At 46.1% G+C, this 19316-nt stretch carries 17 protein-coding genes and 2 pseudogenes; 15 read left to right on the forward strand and 4 right to left on the reverse strand.

The genetic code is table 11. From position 1 onward, the window contains the following. Nucleotides 1–39: 39 nt before the first annotated feature. The 10 genes from B9T62_RS36615 (at nt 40) to B9T62_RS36660 (ending at nt 9279) form a co-directional block, all read left to right on the forward strand. The gene (locus B9T62_RS36615) at nt 40–2415 is read left to right on the forward strand and encodes a glycoside hydrolase family 95 protein (protein WP_087919751.1); all 2376 of its coding nucleotides are present in this window, start codon (nt 40–42) and stop codon (nt 2413–2415) included. A gap of 313 nt (nt 2416–2728) precedes the next feature. After that, nucleotides 2729–3811, forward strand: a complete 1083-nt coding sequence (locus tag B9T62_RS36620) for a phosphotransferase enzyme family protein (protein WP_211296391.1) — start codon at nt 2729–2731, stop codon at nt 3809–3811. A 93-nt stretch (nt 3812–3904) separates the two neighbouring features. After that, nucleotides 3905–4195, forward strand: coding sequence for a hypothetical protein (locus B9T62_RS36625; protein ID WP_087919752.1), 291 nt, complete (start codon nt 3905–3907; stop codon nt 4193–4195). Nucleotides 4196–4510: 315 nt separating this feature from the next. After that, a complete protein-coding gene (locus tag B9T62_RS36630) occupies nt 4511–5677 on the forward strand; it encodes a DUF4317 domain-containing protein (RefSeq protein ID WP_087919753.1) in 1167 nt (388 codons plus the stop codon). Nucleotides 5678–5917: 240 nt separating this feature from the next. Beyond that, a complete protein-coding gene (locus B9T62_RS36635) occupies nt 5918–6148 on the forward strand; it encodes a GNAT family N-acetyltransferase (protein WP_087919754.1) in 231 nt (76 codons plus the stop codon). Nucleotides 6149–6151: 3 nt separating this feature from the next. Then, a complete protein-coding gene (gene aac(6') / locus B9T62_RS36640; protein WP_087919721.1) occupies nt 6152–6622 on the forward strand; it encodes an aminoglycoside 6'-N-acetyltransferase in 471 nt (156 codons plus the stop codon). A 259-nt stretch (nt 6623–6881) separates the two neighbouring features. After that, on the forward strand, nt 6882–7448 hold the full coding sequence (locus B9T62_RS36645) for a DUF4256 domain-containing protein (protein WP_087919755.1): 567 nt from the start codon (nt 6882–6884) through the stop codon (nt 7446–7448). A 77-nt stretch (nt 7449–7525) separates the two neighbouring features. Next, nucleotides 7526–7771, forward strand: coding sequence for a hypothetical protein (locus tag B9T62_RS36650; protein ID WP_087919756.1), 246 nt, complete (start codon nt 7526–7528; stop codon nt 7769–7771). Continuing rightward, nucleotides 7758–8516: a Fic family protein gene (locus tag B9T62_RS36655; RefSeq protein ID WP_087919757.1), complete on the forward strand. Its 759-nt coding sequence runs from the start codon at nt 7758–7760 to the stop codon at nt 8514–8516. The genes B9T62_RS36650 and B9T62_RS36655 overlap by 14 nt, the downstream gene beginning before the upstream one ends. A 427-nt stretch (nt 8517–8943) precedes the next feature. After that, nucleotides 8944–9279, forward strand: a complete 336-nt coding sequence (locus tag B9T62_RS36660) for a hypothetical protein (RefSeq protein WP_087919758.1) — start codon at nt 8944–8946, stop codon at nt 9277–9279. A 290-nt stretch (nt 9280–9569) separates the two neighbouring features. Here the strand turns inward: B9T62_RS36660 and B9T62_RS36665 are convergent, their stop codons facing one another. After that, nucleotides 9570–10511: a helix-turn-helix domain-containing protein gene (locus B9T62_RS36665; protein WP_087919759.1), complete on the reverse strand. Its 942-nt coding sequence runs from the start codon at nt 10509–10511 to the stop codon at nt 9570–9572. Nucleotides 10512–10729: 218 nt separating this feature from the next. On the opposite strand from B9T62_RS36665, the gene B9T62_RS36670 reads away from it, so the two are divergent. Next, the gene (locus B9T62_RS36670) at nt 10730–11749 is read left to right on the forward strand and encodes a glycoside hydrolase family 88/105 protein (protein WP_087919760.1); all 1020 of its coding nucleotides are present in this window, start codon (nt 10730–10732) and stop codon (nt 11747–11749) included. 12 nt (nt 11750–11761) lie between these two features. Further along, on the forward strand, nt 11762–13924 hold the full coding sequence (gene gnpA, locus B9T62_RS36675; RefSeq protein ID WP_087919761.1) for a 1,3-beta-galactosyl-N-acetylhexosamine phosphorylase: 2163 nt from the start codon (nt 11762–11764) through the stop codon (nt 13922–13924). Between the two features lie 81 nt (nt 13925–14005). Here the strand turns inward: gnpA and B9T62_RS36680 are convergent. Continuing rightward, nucleotides 14006–14122 (reverse strand): annotated as a pseudogene (locus B9T62_RS36680) (flagellin); the annotation flags it as partial. Nucleotides 14123–14372: 250 nt separating this feature from the next. Here B9T62_RS36680 and B9T62_RS36685 point away from each other — a divergent pair. Beyond that, nucleotides 14373–15281 carry a copper amine oxidase N-terminal domain-containing protein gene (locus B9T62_RS36685; RefSeq protein ID WP_087919763.1) on the forward strand — a complete coding sequence of 303 codons (909 nt, stop codon included), beginning with the start codon at nt 14373–14375 and terminating at the stop codon, nt 15279–15281. 151 nt (nt 15282–15432) lie between these two features. Here B9T62_RS36685 and B9T62_RS36690 read toward each other — a convergent pair whose 3' ends face one another. Both B9T62_RS36690 and sstT read right to left on the reverse strand, forming a co-directional pair. Continuing rightward, nucleotides 15433–15816, reverse strand: coding sequence for a nuclear transport factor 2 family protein (locus tag B9T62_RS36690; protein ID WP_087919764.1), 384 nt, complete (start codon nt 15814–15816; stop codon nt 15433–15435). A gap of 194 nt (nt 15817–16010) precedes the next feature. Further along, nucleotides 16011–16855 (reverse strand): annotated as a pseudogene (sstT, locus tag B9T62_RS36695) (serine/threonine transporter SstT); the annotation flags it as partial. 469 nt (nt 16856–17324) lie between these two features. Between sstT and B9T62_RS36700 the strand changes: the two are divergent. Both B9T62_RS36700 and B9T62_RS36705 read left to right on the forward strand, forming a co-directional pair. Further along, on the forward strand, nt 17325–18200 hold the full coding sequence (locus B9T62_RS36700; protein ID WP_157794156.1) for an Abi family protein: 876 nt from the start codon (nt 17325–17327) through the stop codon (nt 18198–18200). 403 nt (nt 18201–18603) lie between these two features. Next, nucleotides 18604–19305 carry an ABC transporter ATP-binding protein gene (locus B9T62_RS36705; RefSeq protein ID WP_087919766.1) on the forward strand — a complete coding sequence of 234 codons (702 nt, stop codon included), beginning with the start codon at nt 18604–18606 and terminating at the stop codon, nt 19303–19305. Nucleotides 19306–19316 lie beyond the last annotated feature (11 nt).

Here is a 19316-nt window from a genome sequence, read left to right on the forward strand (position 1 = left end):
GAATGGCGAATCATATACAACTACAGGGGAGCTGGACCAATGAAAGACAATAGAGACGGCAATTACATGAAACTGTGGTACCGCCAGCCGGCTGATGAATGGACCCAGGCGCTGCCGGTCGGCAACGGCCGCTTGGGCGCCATGGTCTATGGCGGGTTCAAGCGCGAGCAGATTGCACTCAATGAGGATACGCTGTGGTCCGGCACGAAGCGGGACGAAGAGCGCGAGGAGCCGCTGCGGTATTTGGAAGAGAGCCGCAGGCTCATCTTCGCAGGCCGCTACAGCGATGCTCAAGCGGTTATTGAAGAGCATATGCTGGGGCCGGCGGGCCATGCGTACCAGGCCATGGGCGATCTGGAGCTGGTCATGAGCCATTCTTCCTCCGTGGAAGATTACCGGCGCGAGCTGGACCTGCGTACCGGGCTGTCCCGGACTGAATATGTGTCAGGCGGCGTGCGCATCAAGCGGGAGGTGTTCGCCTCGGCAGTCGATCAGGTGATGGTGGTGCGGCTCGAAGCCGACTGTCCGGGGGCAATCGGGCTGGAGGCGGCGCTCACCAGCCGGCTTAATTACCGCGTCGAGAAATTCGGAATCGACCGCATCATCCTGAGTGGCGTTGCGCCAAGCCTGCTGGATCACGGGGAAGAGCAATCGGAAGATACGGTCGTCTACGAGGATAATAAAGGTATCCGCTTTCAAATACACCTTCAAGCCATTCCTGAGGGCGGAAAGGTCGAGACGCATGGCGGAAGGCTGGTCGTAATCGGGGCGGATGCGGTAACACTGCTGCTGACCGCCGCGACCAGCTATAACGGCTTCGACCGCGATCCCGCTCTGGAAGGGGTGGACCCGCGGCCGCGTTGCGACGCATGGCTGAACGGAGCGTCGAAGCTGCGCTACGCCGAGCTGCGGGAGCGTCATATGGCGGACATCACGCCTTACTTCGATCGTGTGGCACTGGAGCTTGACGCGCCAAGCCGCGATGAGATCCCGACCGACGAACGGATCGCGGCAGTGCTGTCCGGTCAAGCAGACGAGCGGCTTGCTGAGCTGTTCTTCCAGTTGGGACGCTACCTGATGATAAGCGCTTCGCGTCCCGGCACGCAGGCGGCGACGCTGCAGGGCATTTGGAATAACATGACGAAGCCGCCATGGTCATGCAATTATACGGTGAATATCAATACGCAGATGAACTATTGGCCGGCTGAGGTCTGCAATCTCGCGGAGTTCCATGAGCCGCTATTCGATTTGCTGGAGGATCTGCGAATCGCCGGAGCGCGTATGGCAGAGGCTTATTATAACTGCCGGGGCTGGGCTTCGCATCACAACGTCGATCTGTGGCGTAATACGAGTCCTTCCCAAGGCTCGGCCAGCTGGGCGTATTGGCCGATGGGCGGGGTATGGCTGTGCCAGCATCTGTGGGAGCATTACGCTTACGGCTGCAATCAAGACTTCCTTGAGGGCAAGGCGTATCCGATTATGAAGGAAGCGGCGCTGTTCTGCCTCGATTATTTGGTTGAGGATGGTGCAGGCCATCTCGTCTCGGTGCCGTCGACGTCTCCGGAGAATACCTTCATTGCACCTGATGGGCAGCGGGCAGCAGTAAGTATGAGCTCGACGATGGATATATCTCTTATGCGCGAGCTGTTCACGAACTGTATCGAGGCTGCGCGTATTCTGGGAACGGATGCTGAGTTCAGGCAATCACTGCAGGATGCGCTGAAGCGGCTCCTTCCGCTGCGTATCGGCCGGCACGGCCAATTGCAGGAATGGTATCGCGACTTCGATGAAGCGGAGCCGGGCCATCGTCATACTGCCCATCTGTATCCGTTGCATCCGGGACATCAGATTACACTTCGCGGTACGCCGGAGCTGGCCAAGGCCGCCCGTGCCAGTCTTGATCGCCGCCGCATGTACGAAGGCGAGGATACGATTGGCTGGTGTTATGCGTGGAATATCAGCATGTACGCGCGTCTGGAGGAGGGTGAAATGGCGCATTCGTATTTGACGAAGCTGCTGGGCAATCCATTCCCGAACCTGTTCAATGCGCACCGCCATCCGAAAATCACATTCTATCCGCTCACGATCGAAGCCAACTTCGCGGCTTCGGCAGGCATTGCCGAACTGCTCATGCAGAGCCATGCCGGCGAACTGCATCTGCTGCCTGCGCTGCCGAAGGCATGGCCTTCCGGCCGGATAAGCGGCATCCGCGCCCGCGGCGGCTACGAGCTCGATCTGGACTGGGCGGACGGGAAGCTGCAGAGCGCAGTTATCCGGGCTTCACAGTCTGGACGCTGCCAAGTGCGGGCCTCAGTTCCAATTGCGGCTCTAGGCGCAGATTGGGAGCAGGTAGAAGAAGGCGTGATTGCGTTCACGGCCGAGGCCGGCCACAGCTACACGATCCGTCAGTTGTGAATGAAGCCAAGAAGGCTGTGCTTGTGCTGAAATCGAGGAGCCGTATGCGATGATCCGCACGTACGGATCTGTGAGAGGCCCATGCAATTGCGCATGGGCCTACTCGATTATAAAGAGCCTTTTTAAAATTCTAAGTCGAGACCCAAATCTTCGTAATTTGGTAAAAAATCGTTATAACGAAATTCACCCCTTGAAGAAATTGGAAAGACGAACCTATACTCAGGGTATCACACAAAAGGAGCGATGCACGCGGCGTTATCGTAAATGCCCTGAAATACTGAATTTATATACTTAGTATTGAAAGGAGATTGTTTTGAATTACAACGAGGTTATTAAAATCAGTGATGTATATTTGCTTCCGTTAATATCAGAGTTATACGGGTTGGAGGGCTATGAAATTAGCCCGGTTAAGGCACATGTGGGAGGGCGGAATGTTGTTTTTAACTGTGAGAAAGAGGGCGTTGATGCAAAAATAATCAGAATCGCCTTCTTAAATGACAGGAGCCGGGAAGATTTCCTGGGGGAAGTTGAGTATATCCGGTATTTATTCGAGCATGGAGGAAGTGTCTCGGATGTGGTCAGCTCCAGAAAGGGAAAACTGCTGGAAGAGATCACTCATCAGAATCACACCTTGTTTGTCTGCCTGTTTGAAAAGGCCAGAGGGAAAATGCTCGTGGAAAATAATTATCGGTATCGGGAAGGAGTTCCTATTACTGAATACTATTATAACTGCGGTAAAGTCCTGGGGAAACTGCATCAAGTATCGAAGGGATATACTCCTGTCCATTCTCGGTATAGTTTTTTTGATAAATACAATGCCGAATATATAGATAAACTGATACCCGACTCGTTATCTCTGCTGAAGGAGAAGCTGGTAGAGCTTCTTGAAACCTTAGAAGGAATGGACAGGAATCGGGAGTCTTTCGGTATGGTCCATTTTGATTACAGCGACGGGAATTATATGATAGATTTTGATACAGGACAAATAACTGTTTTTGATTTCGACAATTCATGTTTCTGTTGGTATATGTATGACCTGGCAAATCTCTGGACACACGGAGTGGGCTGGATCCAATTTGAACCAGACGTTGGTAAACGCAAAAAGTTTATGGAGGATTATTTTGAAGCAGTCCTCTCGGGATACAAATCCGAAACCGGGATTGAGAATTCCATGTTAGATAAATTACCTTTGTTTATTATAGCAACTCTCATGGAAAATATTATAGATGAATTCGAGATAATGCGTAACAAGGGTGAAGAGCCAGAGTGTGATGAGGAGCTGTCGTATCGCATAAAATGCCTGGAAGACGATATCCCGTATATGGGATTTTTCCATGAGATCTACTCGTGTGAAGAACCCTTTGAGTATGAAGAGCGAATACGTTTAAAGGAGTGATGATGTTTGATTACGAACCAACAAATCAATCAGCAGGTGAGAGGTTTATTCGTATAGCAGATGCCTCTCATGTGCTCATGGGAGGCCAATGAAATGACGTATTTTTTGAATCCAAAGTATGGGTCGGAACTGGTTAGCGGGGAATTTGTTAAGGCATCGGGACTGTTTGATGATCTCCGGCATCATCTATCGATTAAGGGAGTTCTTTCAGGCGTTATTAACGGCCGGTTTTTTCTCGCTAACGACGGTCAGACGGCTCAGTCGGCCCAGTTCGAGCAGCTTGCAGATTGTCCCGTTCTGTATGGCTGGAATCGTCCTCTCAATAACCTGCTGGTCAACGGCAACGTCTATATGCGCATTCTCGCCGGGCAGATCCAAATATAGAGCGGAACTTGAAGTGTAGGGACACGAAAAAAGAAACAGATCAAGCAATCACATTTCAATGTGGTTGCTTTTTAATTTAAATATAAGAATTTATAGGTTCCACGCTATAATTTATCCTTCTATTTCTCGCAGAAACGGATGCCTAAAAGCGATACGTAGTATCGCTGCTTCGGAAGCATACGCTTTGCAGAGGACGACGAAGCCGTTTCTTCTTATCTCAGTGGATCCGATAGCCCTTCTAGCGAAGGGTTTTTATATCGTTTATACTGATAAGGCCAATTTACCAATTTACTTCTTAGGAGCTGTTTCGCGAACATGATAAAGAAAGAAGCCGCACATATACGCAAGCAATTTAAGATGGATCACGATTTGTTGAATCTGTACGACATTCTCAACGTGTATATTATGAAGGAAACCAACGAGATCTACCATTGTGAGCGCCAGCCGTTTGCCATGCTGGACAGAGAGAAGCAGGAGTTGTACATGGGCAATTTCCGGAAACTGCTGACCGGCGAATTGGATCAGAAGCTGTTCGAATTGAAGTTTCTGGAGGAAGCAGAGGAGCCGTCGCAGGTAATGCTTCACCAGGGTCTGGTGACCGGTGATCCGGAAGAATGGCAGGACCTGATGCTGATGCTCGTGGACAAAATGCTGGTGGATACCAAGTATGAAAAGGATACAGTGATCACGTTCGTTCGCGGACAGTATTCACGCCCGACCAAGGGCAGAAATGATGAAGCTGAAGAGACCGGGAAGGACGAAGTTTTCGCGCATCCGTTCATTCTTTGCAGCGTGAATTCCACGGAACAGCAGCGGAAAACGCTCTTGTTTGATTATGTGGAGAGGGAATTTAAGTACAATGTCATGGTGGATCCGATCATCAAGTTAAGCACGCCGGAGCAGGGGTTCTTCTACCCGAGTGTGACGGACAACTACTCTGATGTGAACCGTGTGCTGTATTGCACGGGGAGCGCGAATAATCCAAATCCGCATTTCATCGAACAGGTTTTGAATGCAGAAAGGTCTGTGACGGCATACGAAGAGAGAACGATCTTCGAAGATATTGTCAAGGAAGTGGTGGGGGAGCAGCTCGACATAACCACCCTTGCACAGGTGTATGAGGAAATCCACCAGGTAATGGAAACGAACGAGGATGAGGAAGAACCGCCGAAGCTGGATTATAAAGATGTGGAACGTGTACTGATGGCAAGCGGTGTAGAGCACGTGACAACGGAACAAGTGGAACGGGCATTTGAAACGATCATCGATAATAAGAACTATGAACTGAAGGCGAGCAGCGTGATGCCCAAATTCACTTCCAAATCGATTAAGATCGATACAAAGGTTGCGACGATCTCGATCAGTCCGCAGGATCTGAAGTATGTGAGACAGGTCAATTATCAAGGGAAACGTTGCATTATGATTGAGATAGATGAAGATGTGGTGATCGAAGGATTTACGCTCAGTACAGAGACGTTATAGAAGACAGTCCTGTTTGACAGCACTGGTTGGTGAGATCTTTTTTCCTTGGGGAAGCAAGCCCTGCCATCAAATCGGATTGCAGAGCTTGAATTGTACCCGGTGAACGCAAAGGACCTGTTGAAGCATTATAGTTCTGAAGTAAGGCACTCTGTGTACAAGGAGCAATGAGATGGAGATCAGACTTGCTAACAAAAACGATGCGGCTTCCTTGTTTGAAATGAACGAACGCTTTTTAAGTCCATGTGTTACCGTTCTTATTATGCGGAGATTACGGAGCTTTTTGTAGTAGAAGAATACCGTAAGCAAGGGGTCGCAACCGCGTTGATGGCATCTGCAGAGGATTATTTCAAGGATAAAAATGTGAAGGGGTATCAGTTGTTTACGGGGAAGCAGAATGAAATTGCCCAAGCTTTTTATGAGAAGAATGGATATACACAATCAGAGGAGCAGATGTACAGAAAGAGGGTGTGAACGATGAGTATAGTCAAAGCAGATGCATCCAACTTGAAGGAATGGGTCCAATTGTCTGCAAAGCTATTCACTGATGAATCATTCGATGAATTGTATAAAGCGTATGCTGATTTTCTAATCACGCAAAAGGAAATAGGATTTTTGTATCGGCGAAACAATAGGAGTGTTGCTTTCATTAATGTATCCATACGCCATGACTATGTGAATGGAACCGACACTTCACCAGTGGTATTTATTGAAGCTCTTTATGTACTTCCCCAGTACCGCCAGCAAGGTATTGCGCGAGAATTACTTTCACAGGCAGAACAATTTGCAAAAGAAAGCGGAGTAGCGCAGCTTGCATCTGATTGTTTGCTCCAGAATACGAATAGCGAATTGTTTCATAAGAGCTGTGGGTTTGAAGAAAAAGAGCGAGTCATCTGTTTTGTTAAAAATGTAAATCGAGGTTTCGGCCTTAGTGAGTCAGATGAATAAATTCATGAGGCAGAAGATTGAAGAAAGCGTCCTTAGCGGGGCGTTTTCTTTTTATAATAGAATATGTAAGGAGTTGAGTATTTCGGAATGCTTGACTTGCTGAATTAAACGGCTGCAATGCTAAGAATACGATGTCTTTTTTCTGGTAAAATAGAATTCAAATCATAAGATAGATAGAAGGAGTGCGCCAGCGGAAAAAGTATGATTTATTCCAAAGTGGCGAAAATAAAGAATAGTCGAATTCTGAGGAGGTTGTACTGTGGTAAATGAAAAAAAGGAATTATTCCTGGAACAACAAGAAGCGCTGCTTGGCGTGTTAAAAGCCCGTTTTGAGAAAAACATGAATCGCCACGAGGGATTGGAATGGGCCAAAGTGAAACTAAGGCTGGAAGCCAATAAAGGGAAATTATGGTCCGTTCATGAGATGGAAAGAACCGGCGGTGAACCGGATGTAGTTGGTTATGATGAAGAGTCGGGAGAATACATTGTCTATGACTGCTCAGCTGAAAGTCCCAAAGGGCGCAGAAGTGTATGTTACGACGTCGAGGCCTTGAACGCAAGGAAACAAAATAAACCGGAAAACAGCGCCATGGAAATGGCGGCTGAACTGGGTATTGAGCTGCTAACGGAAGAACAATATCGGGAGTTGCAGAAACTTGGGGATTTCGATACAAAAACATCAAGTTGGGTGAGAACACCTTCCGATATTAGAAGGCTCGGCGGTGCAATTTTTGCTGATTTCCGTTATGGCCAGGTCTTCGTTTATCATAATGGTGCAGAATCGTATTATGGCGCCAGGGGTTTCCGTGGCTTGCTTCGGGTTTGAATTGGTATCCATGTCCTTGCAGCAGCGGTCTGAAGCATAAAAAATGCGGCGGGAAGTGATAAAAAAGGGGGGGGAGGATGTATTTTGGAAGCAAACGTTCAAACACTGTTAAACCAGCAAAACTGAACGAAACTGACAAGGCGAAAATAATTGTTAAAATGATTGCCATACCCTGGAATGAAGGATGGTCAGCGGCAATCAGCGTCACTCCGGGTATTCCGATCGAACTGTGCGGCGGCGATGAAGTCGCCTATGGATTATCCGGCGATACCAACTACCTATGCGTGGAAAAAGAAAGGAGTGAGCAGGATGAACTACCCTGAATTATTGCGCAAAAAAGCCTTATACGAGCGAGCCAAAAACACACTCCCGGAAATTACCGTCAAAAGCTATGTGCAGGCATTCGAATTGGAATATACGCATAACTCGACTGCTATTGAAGGCAATACGTTAACCCTGCTGGAAACCAAGGTGGTCCTGGAGGAAGGGCTGTCCGTGGGCGGCAAGAAGCTGCGGGAAATTTACGAAGTCATTAATCATAACAAAGCTTACCAGCATGTAAAAGCCAGCATTGCCCAGGACCAACCCTTAGATGAAGGTATTATCAAAGATATCCACGCTATACTAACTGAGAATATAATGGTGGGCGGCATCTACCGGAATATAGAGGTCTATATTTCAGGAGCGGCGCATACACCGCCAGTACCCAATGAAATGTACCGCCAGGTCAAGAACTTCTATGCCGATTTGGCTGAAAAAGATGCTGCAAACGTCATCGAGCTTGCGGCATGGACACATGCGGAGTTTGTCCGCATCCATCCGTTTGCTGACGGGAACGGCAGAACCTCGCGGCTAATTATGAACTATCAGCTGCTGGCCCACGGTTTTCTTCCAATTTCCATTGCCAAGGAAGCCCGGCTGGATTACTTCAATGCGCTGGAAGCCTACGCCGTGCAGGGAGACTTGGCGCCCTTTGCCGATATGATTGCCTCGCTGGAGGAGCAGCAATTTGACCGCTATCTGGGGATGATTGAACGGCAGAAGCAGAGGCAACAGCAACTGGAGTGAAGCTTGGACATCAGGCACGAATAAATACCACATGTATTAAGCAAACTGCAAAACGCCGCCCACACGGACTAAGGGCGGCGTTTTTGTGTCTGCTCAGCCTGAAGAATGTTACTGTTAGCGTCCCCAAGCTCCTCCTTGGACTAAAGAAAGCGTAAGAAGAGTGGCGTTGGCAAGGAAATAATCATGACCCCCCAAATATATGTTTGATCATCATAGGCTGGTAAATGAATTGTCGATATAGAGGTATACAGTATTTCCATGCCCGCTTTGAAGCGAAGCATTCCGGGCGATTAAAAAAATTACCCATGGTGTAATAATTAAAAGGCGCTGTTTTGTATGAGGAATATGGAGAAAGTTTATGTCTTCATCGATGAGGATGAACTTGACGGTGAAGATAGATAATTGATGATTTGGAGTGTGAATACAATTGGTACGACAGCCGGAAATAAACGAAGTATTGAACAGCTTGTCCAAAGAAGAGTTAATTCGTATTATCGCCCAAGTTGCCGAGCAGGACGAAACATTAAAAAACGGCCTCTTGGTGAATAAAAGGGCACCGATGGATAGAGAAGTCAAGCGGCTTCTAATCGAAAATGGAAAGTCCAGAAGAACGTCTTTAACCGGACGCTCTCTTTTCTATGAATATATCATCAATTATACATGCTCAGCCGGAGAGAAATTCCTGCATAAGTACAGGAATTTTCTCTCCTCTTCCCCTGGTTCGCTGAATTCCTGCAAAAGTGCAGGTTTTTCCGGCGGTTGAGTCTGCAAACCAGTGATGGGGGTGTGAATTCCTGCACTTTTGCAGGTTTTGGGTCTCAAAGACCGTTATTTCATGAAAAAAACTGTATTATTGCAGGAATGTTCGGCAGTAAGTGACTGATAGGGCCCGCTGAGCTTGAAGCTGGCGGTCCTGCGCTGCTCCGGTGGTCTCCTTCGGATAAGAAATTCTGAAACGTTGTATAAATTAAGAACAATGTTATAGAAGACGCTCGGGACTCAGCTCCCGAAGCGTCTGTATTTATGCATGTTGACCTTATTGGCGCTGTTATACTAAACCCACCCCGTGAACTCCAATATAGACGCTTTCGCGGATTGCGCTTCGGATTGAGCCCCTTTACGCCATTCTTTGGGTGACTGCCCCATAAGTTTGGAGAAGCAGCGGTTGAAGCTGGAAATGGACTGAAAACCGACTTGTTCGGAGATCGAAAGAATCGAATCTTCCGTGCTTTTTAACAGCTTGCAGGCCTCTTCTATTCGGGTGCTGTTTAGGAAATCGAGAGGCGCCGTCCCCATAATTTCATGGAATTTTCTTCGGAAATGAGTGGTGCTTAAGTGGCATAGATCCGCCAGGAAATCGATGGTCATGGGTGTCATATAGTTTGTAGTGATATACTCCAGAACAGGGGAAATAACAAAATCGCCTTTCAGGCTATGCTCGATTTCTTGATCTGCCAACAGCTCATTCCTGGAATGAATTCTAAGGAGTTCTATATAAAGGGACAGCAATAAGCCGTAGGCACTTTCCTGATAGTAAGGATTCTGTTGCTGTAATTCCTCTACGATCGACGTTGCAAGTGTATACACCTTGGGATGTTGCTCCTTGTTCAGCACACAGTTCATTCCCTTCACCGCCCACAAGTTTGGCTCAAAGTTGCTGTAAGCACTTTTAAATGAATGTTGAAAGATGTCCTCGGGCGAAAAAAAGATATAAGACCAAAGACTGGCTGTATTGGGTGAACTATATGTCGTATGAGGGAGATACCTGGGGATAAAGGTTACATCACCGGCTTTAAAGGGGACAGATTCCCCTTTGATCTCCATAATGCCGTTATCCGAATAACAAATGCCAATCTCAAGATGGTTATGGAAATGGAGATGTTCACTTTTGATATCGGAAATCTTCCAACGTTCACCGCTTAACAGCAGAACAGGGAAGTTTATGGGCAAGCTGTAGTGACGGTATTCTATGACGGGCTTCTTTTTTCTGGGCATATAGGATACTCCCGATATTTTGATTTGAGTTGATTATAGGCGAAAGATAGGTCAAGTTCAACTAATGATTATGGTTAAATGATTGGAATTGCGCAGTTTTGCTGTGTATATGCTTAGAATCAGAACATTTTAGTGCTTACAATAGAGTAAGCGTTTACAATAGAAAGATCAGTTATCAAGTGCCTTTGAGGGCGTGTGTGAAAGAGAGGAGAATGAAGATGCTTCAATTAACTTATGACAAGGAAGAGATAGTAAGCGTCATCGACAAAGTGGTCAGAAAAACAATGGCAATGGATCTAACGTGGGACTGGCCCTGTGGTGTGGCTTATTATGGTGTATCCAGAGCCTATCAAACCACAGGGAATAAAGAATATTTGAATATGCTTGTCCAGTGGGCAGATGAATATATCGAGCTGGGTCTGCCGGACTGGACGGTAAACACATGTGCCATGGGCCATATGCTGATCACCTTGTATGAAGAGACAGGGAACCAGAAATATTGGGATATTGCGATGAGTAAGGTGGAGTATATCCGCAGCAATGCGCTGCGATTCGGAGACCATGTGCTGCAGCATACCGTATCCGTCTCTAATGATTTCCCGGAACAGGCTTGGGCAGATACGTTGTTTATGGCGGCATTTTTCCTGCTCCGTGTAGGAAGTAAGCTGAAAGATCAGGACATGATCCAGGACGCCTTGAATCAATATTACTGGCATATCAAATACCTGCAGGACCCTAGTACCGGCTTCTGGTACCACGGCTACAATAATGTCAAGCAGGATCATATGTCCGGATTATACTGGGGTAGAGCGAATGCCTGGGGTGCTTATACCATGTCGCAGGTCAAACCGCTTTTGAAGGAATGGTATTTGTATCCTCAGTGTATGGATGTAGAATGTTCACTTCGGGATCAGTTGGCAGCACTCAAGCTTGTTCAAACGGAGAACGGCTTGTGGCGGACGGTGCTTGATGACGAGGAGTCTTATGAAGAAGTATCTGCCTCTTGTGGAATTGCAGCAGCTATGATCAATAACGGCAATCCGCTGCATACCAAATATGTGCAAAAAGCCCTGAAGGGCATCCTTGACAATATCAGCGAAGACGGACGGGTACTGAGCGTATCGGGCGGCACAGCGGTTATGAAAGATCGGGAAGGGTATCGCAATATTCCAAAAGACTGGGTTCAGGGTTGGGGTCAAGGCTTAGCATTGGCTTTTCTGTCCGATCTGCTTAAATAGGAGGGAAACAAGTTGTCCAAACAAACAACGGGGGCCTTTACACTTCCGGGAGAATCCGGTTATGAGGCACTGACCCTGAAATTAGCTGAACGGTGGGGTGCCGATGTTATTCGTGACAGTGACGGCACGAAGTTGTCCGATGAGATTATCAATGCAGGATACGGTATTTATTCTACCATCTGTATCATCAGAGATCATAATGAGTGGGCGGCCCTTAATCCGGATAAGCTGCAGCAGAGTTTTTTAATCACAAATCCCAAGGTAGCTGTACAAGACTATTTATCCATCTATCTGATGGAGGATTTCTTCGCTGAACAATTCAGAGTGAATGATTCCAAAGAGGCGTTTAAGTACTGGCAGGTTTACGACCGGACGACCGGCGAGGAAGTTCCAAGAGAACAGTGGAATTATGAACGGGAATCGGGAAATGTGGTCCTTACCGGAATTTCGCCTTGGCATAAATACACAGTAAGCTTCATGGTCTACCGGATATGGGAAGAGATTTCCATGTATAACCACACTACGAATCATTGGGACAAAGAGCATCTGATGCAGATCGATCCTATGTATCCCGAAACGCAGAAGTATCTGCTGGAGTGGATAGAAGACTGGTGCCTTCAGCATAAGGAAACAACGGTTGTCCGGTTTACCTCCTTATTCTATAATTTCGCCTGGATATGGGGCAGTAGTGACCGCAACCGCCATCTGTTCTCGGACTGGGGTTCATACGATTTCACGGTAAGCTCAAGAGCGCTTGATCTGTTTGCCAAGAAATACGGCTATTCGCTGACTGCTGAAGATTTCGTGAACGGCGGGAAATATCGCGTCAGTCATATCCCGGCGCAGCAGCGCAAGCTGGACTATATGGAATTTATCAATGATTTTGTCATTGAATTCGGCAAGAAATTAATTGATATTGTGCATAGGCACGATAAGCTGGCCTATGTCTTCTACGATGACAGTTGGGTTGGCATGGAGCCTTACAATGACCGCTTCGGGGAGTTTGGATTCGACGGGATGATTAAATGTGTGTTCTCAGGGTATGAGGCCAGGATGTGTTCAGGTGTCAAAGTGGATACACATGAGATTCGGTTGCATCCCTACTTATTCCCGGTTGGGTTAGGCGGACTTCCTACCTTCATGGAGGGCGGGAACCCTACGCTGGATGCCAAGAAGTATTGGATTAACATCCGGCGCGCCTTGCTCAGGGAGCCGATTGACCGGATTGGACTGGGCGGATATTTGCATCTCGTAGAACCTTACCCGGACTTCTGCGATTACATCGAGAAGATTGCCAATGAATTCAGAGAGATTAAAGAGCTGCATGATATAGGCAAACCGTATCACATTAAGACGAAGGTAGCCATTCTGCACAGCTGGGGCAAATTGAAATCGTGGACATTATCCGGCCATTTCCATGAAACGTACATGCATGATCTGATTCATGTCAATGAGGCTTTATCCGGGTTGCCGGTTGAAGTGCAGTTCATTGATTTCGAAGATATCCGTCAGGGCATCCTGCAAGATTGTGATGTAGTGATCAATGCCGGTTCTGCCGGTTCAGCATGGAGCGGTGGGGATTACTGGAAAGACAGCAAATGCGTCGACCTTCTGACAGAGTGGGTGCATGAGGGCGGTACCTTTATTGGCATCAACCAGCCTTCAGCGGTCGAAGGGTACGACAGCTTCTTCAGAATGGCCCATGTTCTCGGTCTGGATGAGGATACAGGCGCCAGGGTAGCTCATGGAAGATGGACCTATGAGGTTAAGGATGAGCAGGGTCTGGTGCCTGAAGGGGCCAGCATCACACCGAAGAATCGAATTTATCTTACCGATGGGTCAGCTGCGGTAGTGGATGAAACTAGTGGGTCGATCACCCTGTCTACTTATGCTTTCGGAAAAGGCAAAGGGATCTACCTTCCTTCTTTCGGATTCAGCTGGGAAAATACACGATTGCTGCTGAATCTGATCCGCTATGCCGGCAATGAGTTCCATGAAACGAAGTACATTACGGATAACTTATATACCGAATGTGCTTATTATCCAGAGAGTAAGATCTTGGTTGTTATTAACAACAGCGATCAGCTTCAAAGCACTACGATTGATACGGAATATGGAAAACAAACCATGGAATTGGAGCCGTTTGATACGACCATCAGAACTATTGGGGAATAGGAATATTACAACAAGCTCAAGCCTGCGGCTGTGCCGCGGGCTTGAGCTTTTAATATTGCGTATCGACTGACTACTGTGATTTTATTTGAGCAGCTGCAGCACCGATTGAGGATTCTGATTCGCTTGGGCCAACATCGCTTGAGCAGCTTGAGCTAGTATGTTCGATCTGGTTAGATTCGACATTTCCTTAACAATATCAGGACCGGGTTTCGGCTCTCTCTACAAGTTCTGGAACAGAGACTTGCGGAGCAGCTATTTGCGGAGAGCGACTGCATTCTGAATCTGGCCTCGGGTTTGATTTCGAATATGCTGATAAGTTGTCGGATGAGAGTACGTATGTGTTTATACAAAAAATAAAACCATAAGCGGTTCCATCTTGTCCGCTGCATCATTGCCTTTTAATGGTAGTATAGGGGTAGAAGTTATATATAAAGGAGCCGATATAAACATGAGAAGAATCATGGGCAGAGCAGCCTGCGTATTCCTTCTGTTAGTTCTATCCGCGTGTACTGCAACTGATCAGAAAGAGAAGGAGACAATCCTTACAAAAACGAATATGGATCAAGTAGAAATATATCCTTATGAAGAAGGATCTGACTCAGAGCATTATATTACGTACAATGACTCCAGCAAGGAAATCATTGGTGAAAGTTATATAGGGCTTTTTATCAATGGTTCAGTTATAAAAAATGCTAATCTTGCCATTATGGGTACTTATATATTGGTTCCTCTGACCCCTATAGCTGAGCATTTGGACGTTCAAGTGAAATGGGATGCTGAGAAGGAGAGCGCTACGGTTGTTGATTCAGACAAGACAGCCGAAATCGTTGCGGGTAAGGCCATAGTTCGATTAAACGGTAAGGAGGTGCAGTTGGATGTGGCCCCTGTACATATAGATGAAGACCTCTACGTTCCCCTTAACTTTGTGACGGATGTATTGCAGGGCGAGGCCCATTATTTTGATGGAAACGACACAACGAAACCGCATATCGTGACCAGAATGCCGCATGTGATGATTAGCCGCTATCCGGACAGTGCCACAGAAATCTCTAAAGAAGAGGCGGTTGAACAAGTAAGAGAGCAACTGATTACAGCTTTTGAGAAGAAATTTGGCACCTATACTCCTCTTGCAGACAATGAGCAGGCTGAAACCAACGATGATAAGAGTATGCTTCGAAAGGTAATAACCAATTTGGCTGTCCAATCGGAAAACGACCGATATTATGTGCTTCCTGTTGTGTATGATTTCTGGGTAGATAAATATACCGGTGATGTGTACACCTACTATAATGGCCTTGTGATGACAATCCAACTCTTTAATCCTGACAATGAAAATGCACTGGCTTTTCCAGGATAACCGTGTTGAAGCATGTAAAAGTCGGAATTAACACGGCTGTTTCCCAAATGTACAGTAGACGATACCATACATCCTGATTTCTATCTGTGATCGTTTGTATCGGGTTCGTACGTTCCCCTCAGTTTGTTTTTTTAGGTGTGTAGCCGGTTACTCAACCGTAGTCTTCAATTAATGATATTTTTCCATCTCTAATCTCAAATATCGACTTCCCTTGAAGTTGTAACTTATCTCCAATCTTTAATCCGTTCGGCAAATCAACAGCCAGACTTGCTTCATAATCAATTTGAATCTCTACTTTGCCATCTATAGCACTATAATCGTTAATTGATTGATGGCGGCTAGCAAAAATCTTTGCAGACTTTTCTGCTAATTCCCTGAACTCTTCCGTTCCTCTGGTCTCTGTATTAAGTTCGCCATTGGAAAAATTCCTGAAAACGATATCCTTGTGCAGGAGTTTAACAATACCCTCTACATCAAATGAATTGTAGGCTTTAATATAATTCTCAATCATTTCTTTGGTTTCTTCACTAATCATAGCCATACCCCTCTCATGGAAATTTGTTATATCTATATTCTTTAGAACTCAGAATTTTCCCTTTATTTGTAATGAGGCAATCGAAACTCCACACCTGTGGAGTTTATCTTCGGAGGCCACTACGCGATGGATCATTTGAGGAAAAACAAACAAGCAGGGACCCAAGGTCTCCTGCTTATTCATTATGTTATTTTCTAGGTAAGAATCACAAATTCCTTGCCTTCTTTACGTTTTTTGGCATATTCAGCGGTTGCTGTGAATAATAAGTCGGAGGATGAATTAAGAACATCATTTGGAATGCCGAATACACTGCACGCTAGCGGAATCAGTAAGAGCGACCCGCCGGCAACGCCGGAGGCACCTGCAGCAGATACAGCAGATAAGACGCTAAGAATAAGCGCCATGCCAAAATCTACTTCAACTCCAACCGTATGAACAGCAGCGAGAGTCAAGGCAGAAATCGTAACAGCGGCACCCGCCATATTAATCGTTGCACCTAAGGGAATGGAGACGGAATACGTATCCTCATCCAGCTCCATTTTTTCACATAATCTCATGTTAATTGGAATGTTGGCAGCCGAGCTGCGAGTAAAGAATGCGGTAATTCCACTTTCCTTCAGGCAATGAAATACAAGGGGGTAAGGATTTCTGCGAATATTGAGATATACAATCAATGGATTAATAATCAGCGCCATAAATAACATACATCCAATAAGAACAAGCAGTAATTTACCATAATCGAGTAAGGATGACAGTCCATTTGCTGTAATAGAATCAAAAACCAGCCCCATGATCCTCAAAGGTGCCAAGTTGATTACCCATTTGACGATTTGTGAGACGGCATCTGACAAATTAGCAAGTACTTCTACAATTCCATCAGGTGGAGTGAGATCGTTGGCACCCTTTACAAGGGACAGCGAACCGGAAACATAAAACTTGCAATAACGGATATCAGCCCCGCCAAAAAAGTACTTAACCCATACAGGCCCAGAATTCGTTTCATATTCGTTTGGTGGCCTTTTTGATGTTTGGATATGGCTCACTAGGAGTTCGGTGTACCAGGCTTACTTGATTCCACTTGAGTCTTGCGGTTTTCATTATTTCCCTCCGGTATCAATATGGAAATATAACTAAGCCCAGCCACCATGCTTTAGCGAAGCAGTGTATGTTAGTGTATATTTACGTTAGTTTATCACGAGAAATGTCGGTTGTGTGCAACTGTGAAATATTGTACATAGCTATTCATTTTTATTAACACGGTTGTGTATTTCCACTGGTATCTACCCAGTTTGTTTAACATCCGGGAGAAGGACCGCCAGTTGCTTTATGAATGGACCCAGGAAAGTTGTGAATATCGGCTTGCTGGTTATTTTGAATGGAAGACGTTATTTTTAACAACGGTAAGTTGAACATATTGTAAGATTCATGTATTATTATGGTAACAGATCCCACCACGCCTCTTCACAATGCGTACCAAGGTGGGCCTTTTATTATTCAGGAGGAATTCAATGGATCCGCAGGACTCAGTAGCATTAAAGCCACCTGCAACATTCGAAAGCCAACTTCAAATTTTGAAAAGCCGGGGTCTCATTATAGAAGATGAAGATCTTGCAATTCGTGCATTACAACGGATCAACTATTACCGTCTGAGTGCATATGGATTAAGTCTTAAGAGGAATGATCAGTTTTTTGAAGGAGTTACCTTCTCACAAATCCATGCACTATACGAATTCGATCATCGGTTTCGCTATTTAATTATGGACATGACCGAACAGGTGGAAATCGCATTTCGCACCCAGATTTCATACCATATTGCTCATACATACGGCGTGTTGGGACATTTACAATCAGTACATTTTGAGAATGAAGGATATCATTCGCTATTTGTTAATGAATTAGACAAGGAAGTTAGACGATCTCAAGAGATATTTATCAAATATCATTTCGATAAGTATGGAGGATTGATTCCTGTATGGGTGGCTGTCGAAGTACTTTCATTTGGCGCACTTTCAAAGTTGTTCTCCAATATGAAGAGTATAGATAAGAATCACATTGCTAAAACAAACTATCGAGCACCGGCTGTTTACCTTGAAAGCTGGCTTAAATGTTTATCCTACATACGCAATATATGTGCTCACTATGGTCGAATATATAACCGGCCACTTACAAGTAAGCCTAGGCTAAACGATCAATCTAAAAAGATGGGTATTCAACAAAACAAGATTTTTGCTGACATTTATGTGCTCAAACAATTAATTCCTGACAGAGATAAATGGAGTGATTTTGTCATTCGCTTGGAAGCTTTGGTTTCCGCTTACGAGGAAGTTGTAGAGCTGGAGCGAATTGGTTTTCCTGGGAATTGGGAAGATATTTTAATAAAGTAGAACTAAGACCTCCTTTGGATTTGGTAAGGAGGTTTTTTTGTAAGGACATATGCGTTAACAAACCATGAAGAAAATGCTATCGAATAAAGGGATTTGAAGTTGAAATTTGGAATAAGTCTAAAGTACTACTAAACATCATGATAGGAGCGTTCAAAGCAATGGCAAATGAAAAGTTAGAATCCAGTATCGATGAAGGCGTTGATCCGGTATGATGACCGGGACAATGCCTTATTTCATGAGGTTTCGCATGAAAGACGCCGGGAACTGCGGTCCAGCCAAGCTCCAGCGGGCTCGGACTTTGGATTTATGATAAACTAAAAACCATATACAACCACACCGGACGTTGTATTGAAGTGGAATATAGAAGAGTAGCAGGGGCTGGATAGAGACAGGAGGATAAGGAATGAGCTTTGTTGCCGTAAAAGGTGAGTACAAGCGTTACAAGATGGGCGAGAATGTGATTGTTGCCAACGACGGGATTGATTTTGAGATTAATAAAGGTGAATTTGCCGTCATTGTGGGTCCCAGCGGTGCGGGCAAATCGACGGTGCTTAATATTCTGGGCGGGATGGATTCCGCTGACGAAGGCCAGGTTATTGTGGACGGTACAGATATTGCCAGGTTTAGTGCCAAGGAGCTGACAGGCTACCGCCGCAATGACGTGGGGTTTGTGTTTCAGTTCTACAACCTGGTTCCCAATCTGACAACGCTGGAGAATGTCGAGCTTGCTTCCCAGATTTCCCCGCGTGCACTCGATGCGCGGAAGGTGCTGGAGGATGTGGGACTGGGAGCGCGGCTGGATAATTTCCCGGCTCAGCTGTCCGGCGGCGAGCAGCAGCGTGTCGCTATTGCCAGAGCACTGGCCAAACAGCCGAAGCTGCTGCTCTGCGACGAGCCGACAGGAGCGCTTGACTACAACACCGGCAAGCAGGTGCTGAAGCTGCTGCAGGATACCTGCCGTAATACTGGAACTACGGTCATCGTAATCACACATAATCTGGCCATTGCCCCGATGGCAGACCGGGTCATTGAGATCAACAACGCTAAGGTACGGAAGATGGTAATCAATCCTTCACCGGTATCCGTTGATGATATCGAATGGTAAGGAGAAGACAT

Source organism: Paenibacillus donghaensis (assembly GCF_002192415.1).
Lineage (GTDB): Bacteria > Bacillota > Bacilli > Paenibacillales > Paenibacillaceae > Paenibacillus_AQ > Paenibacillus_AQ donghaensis.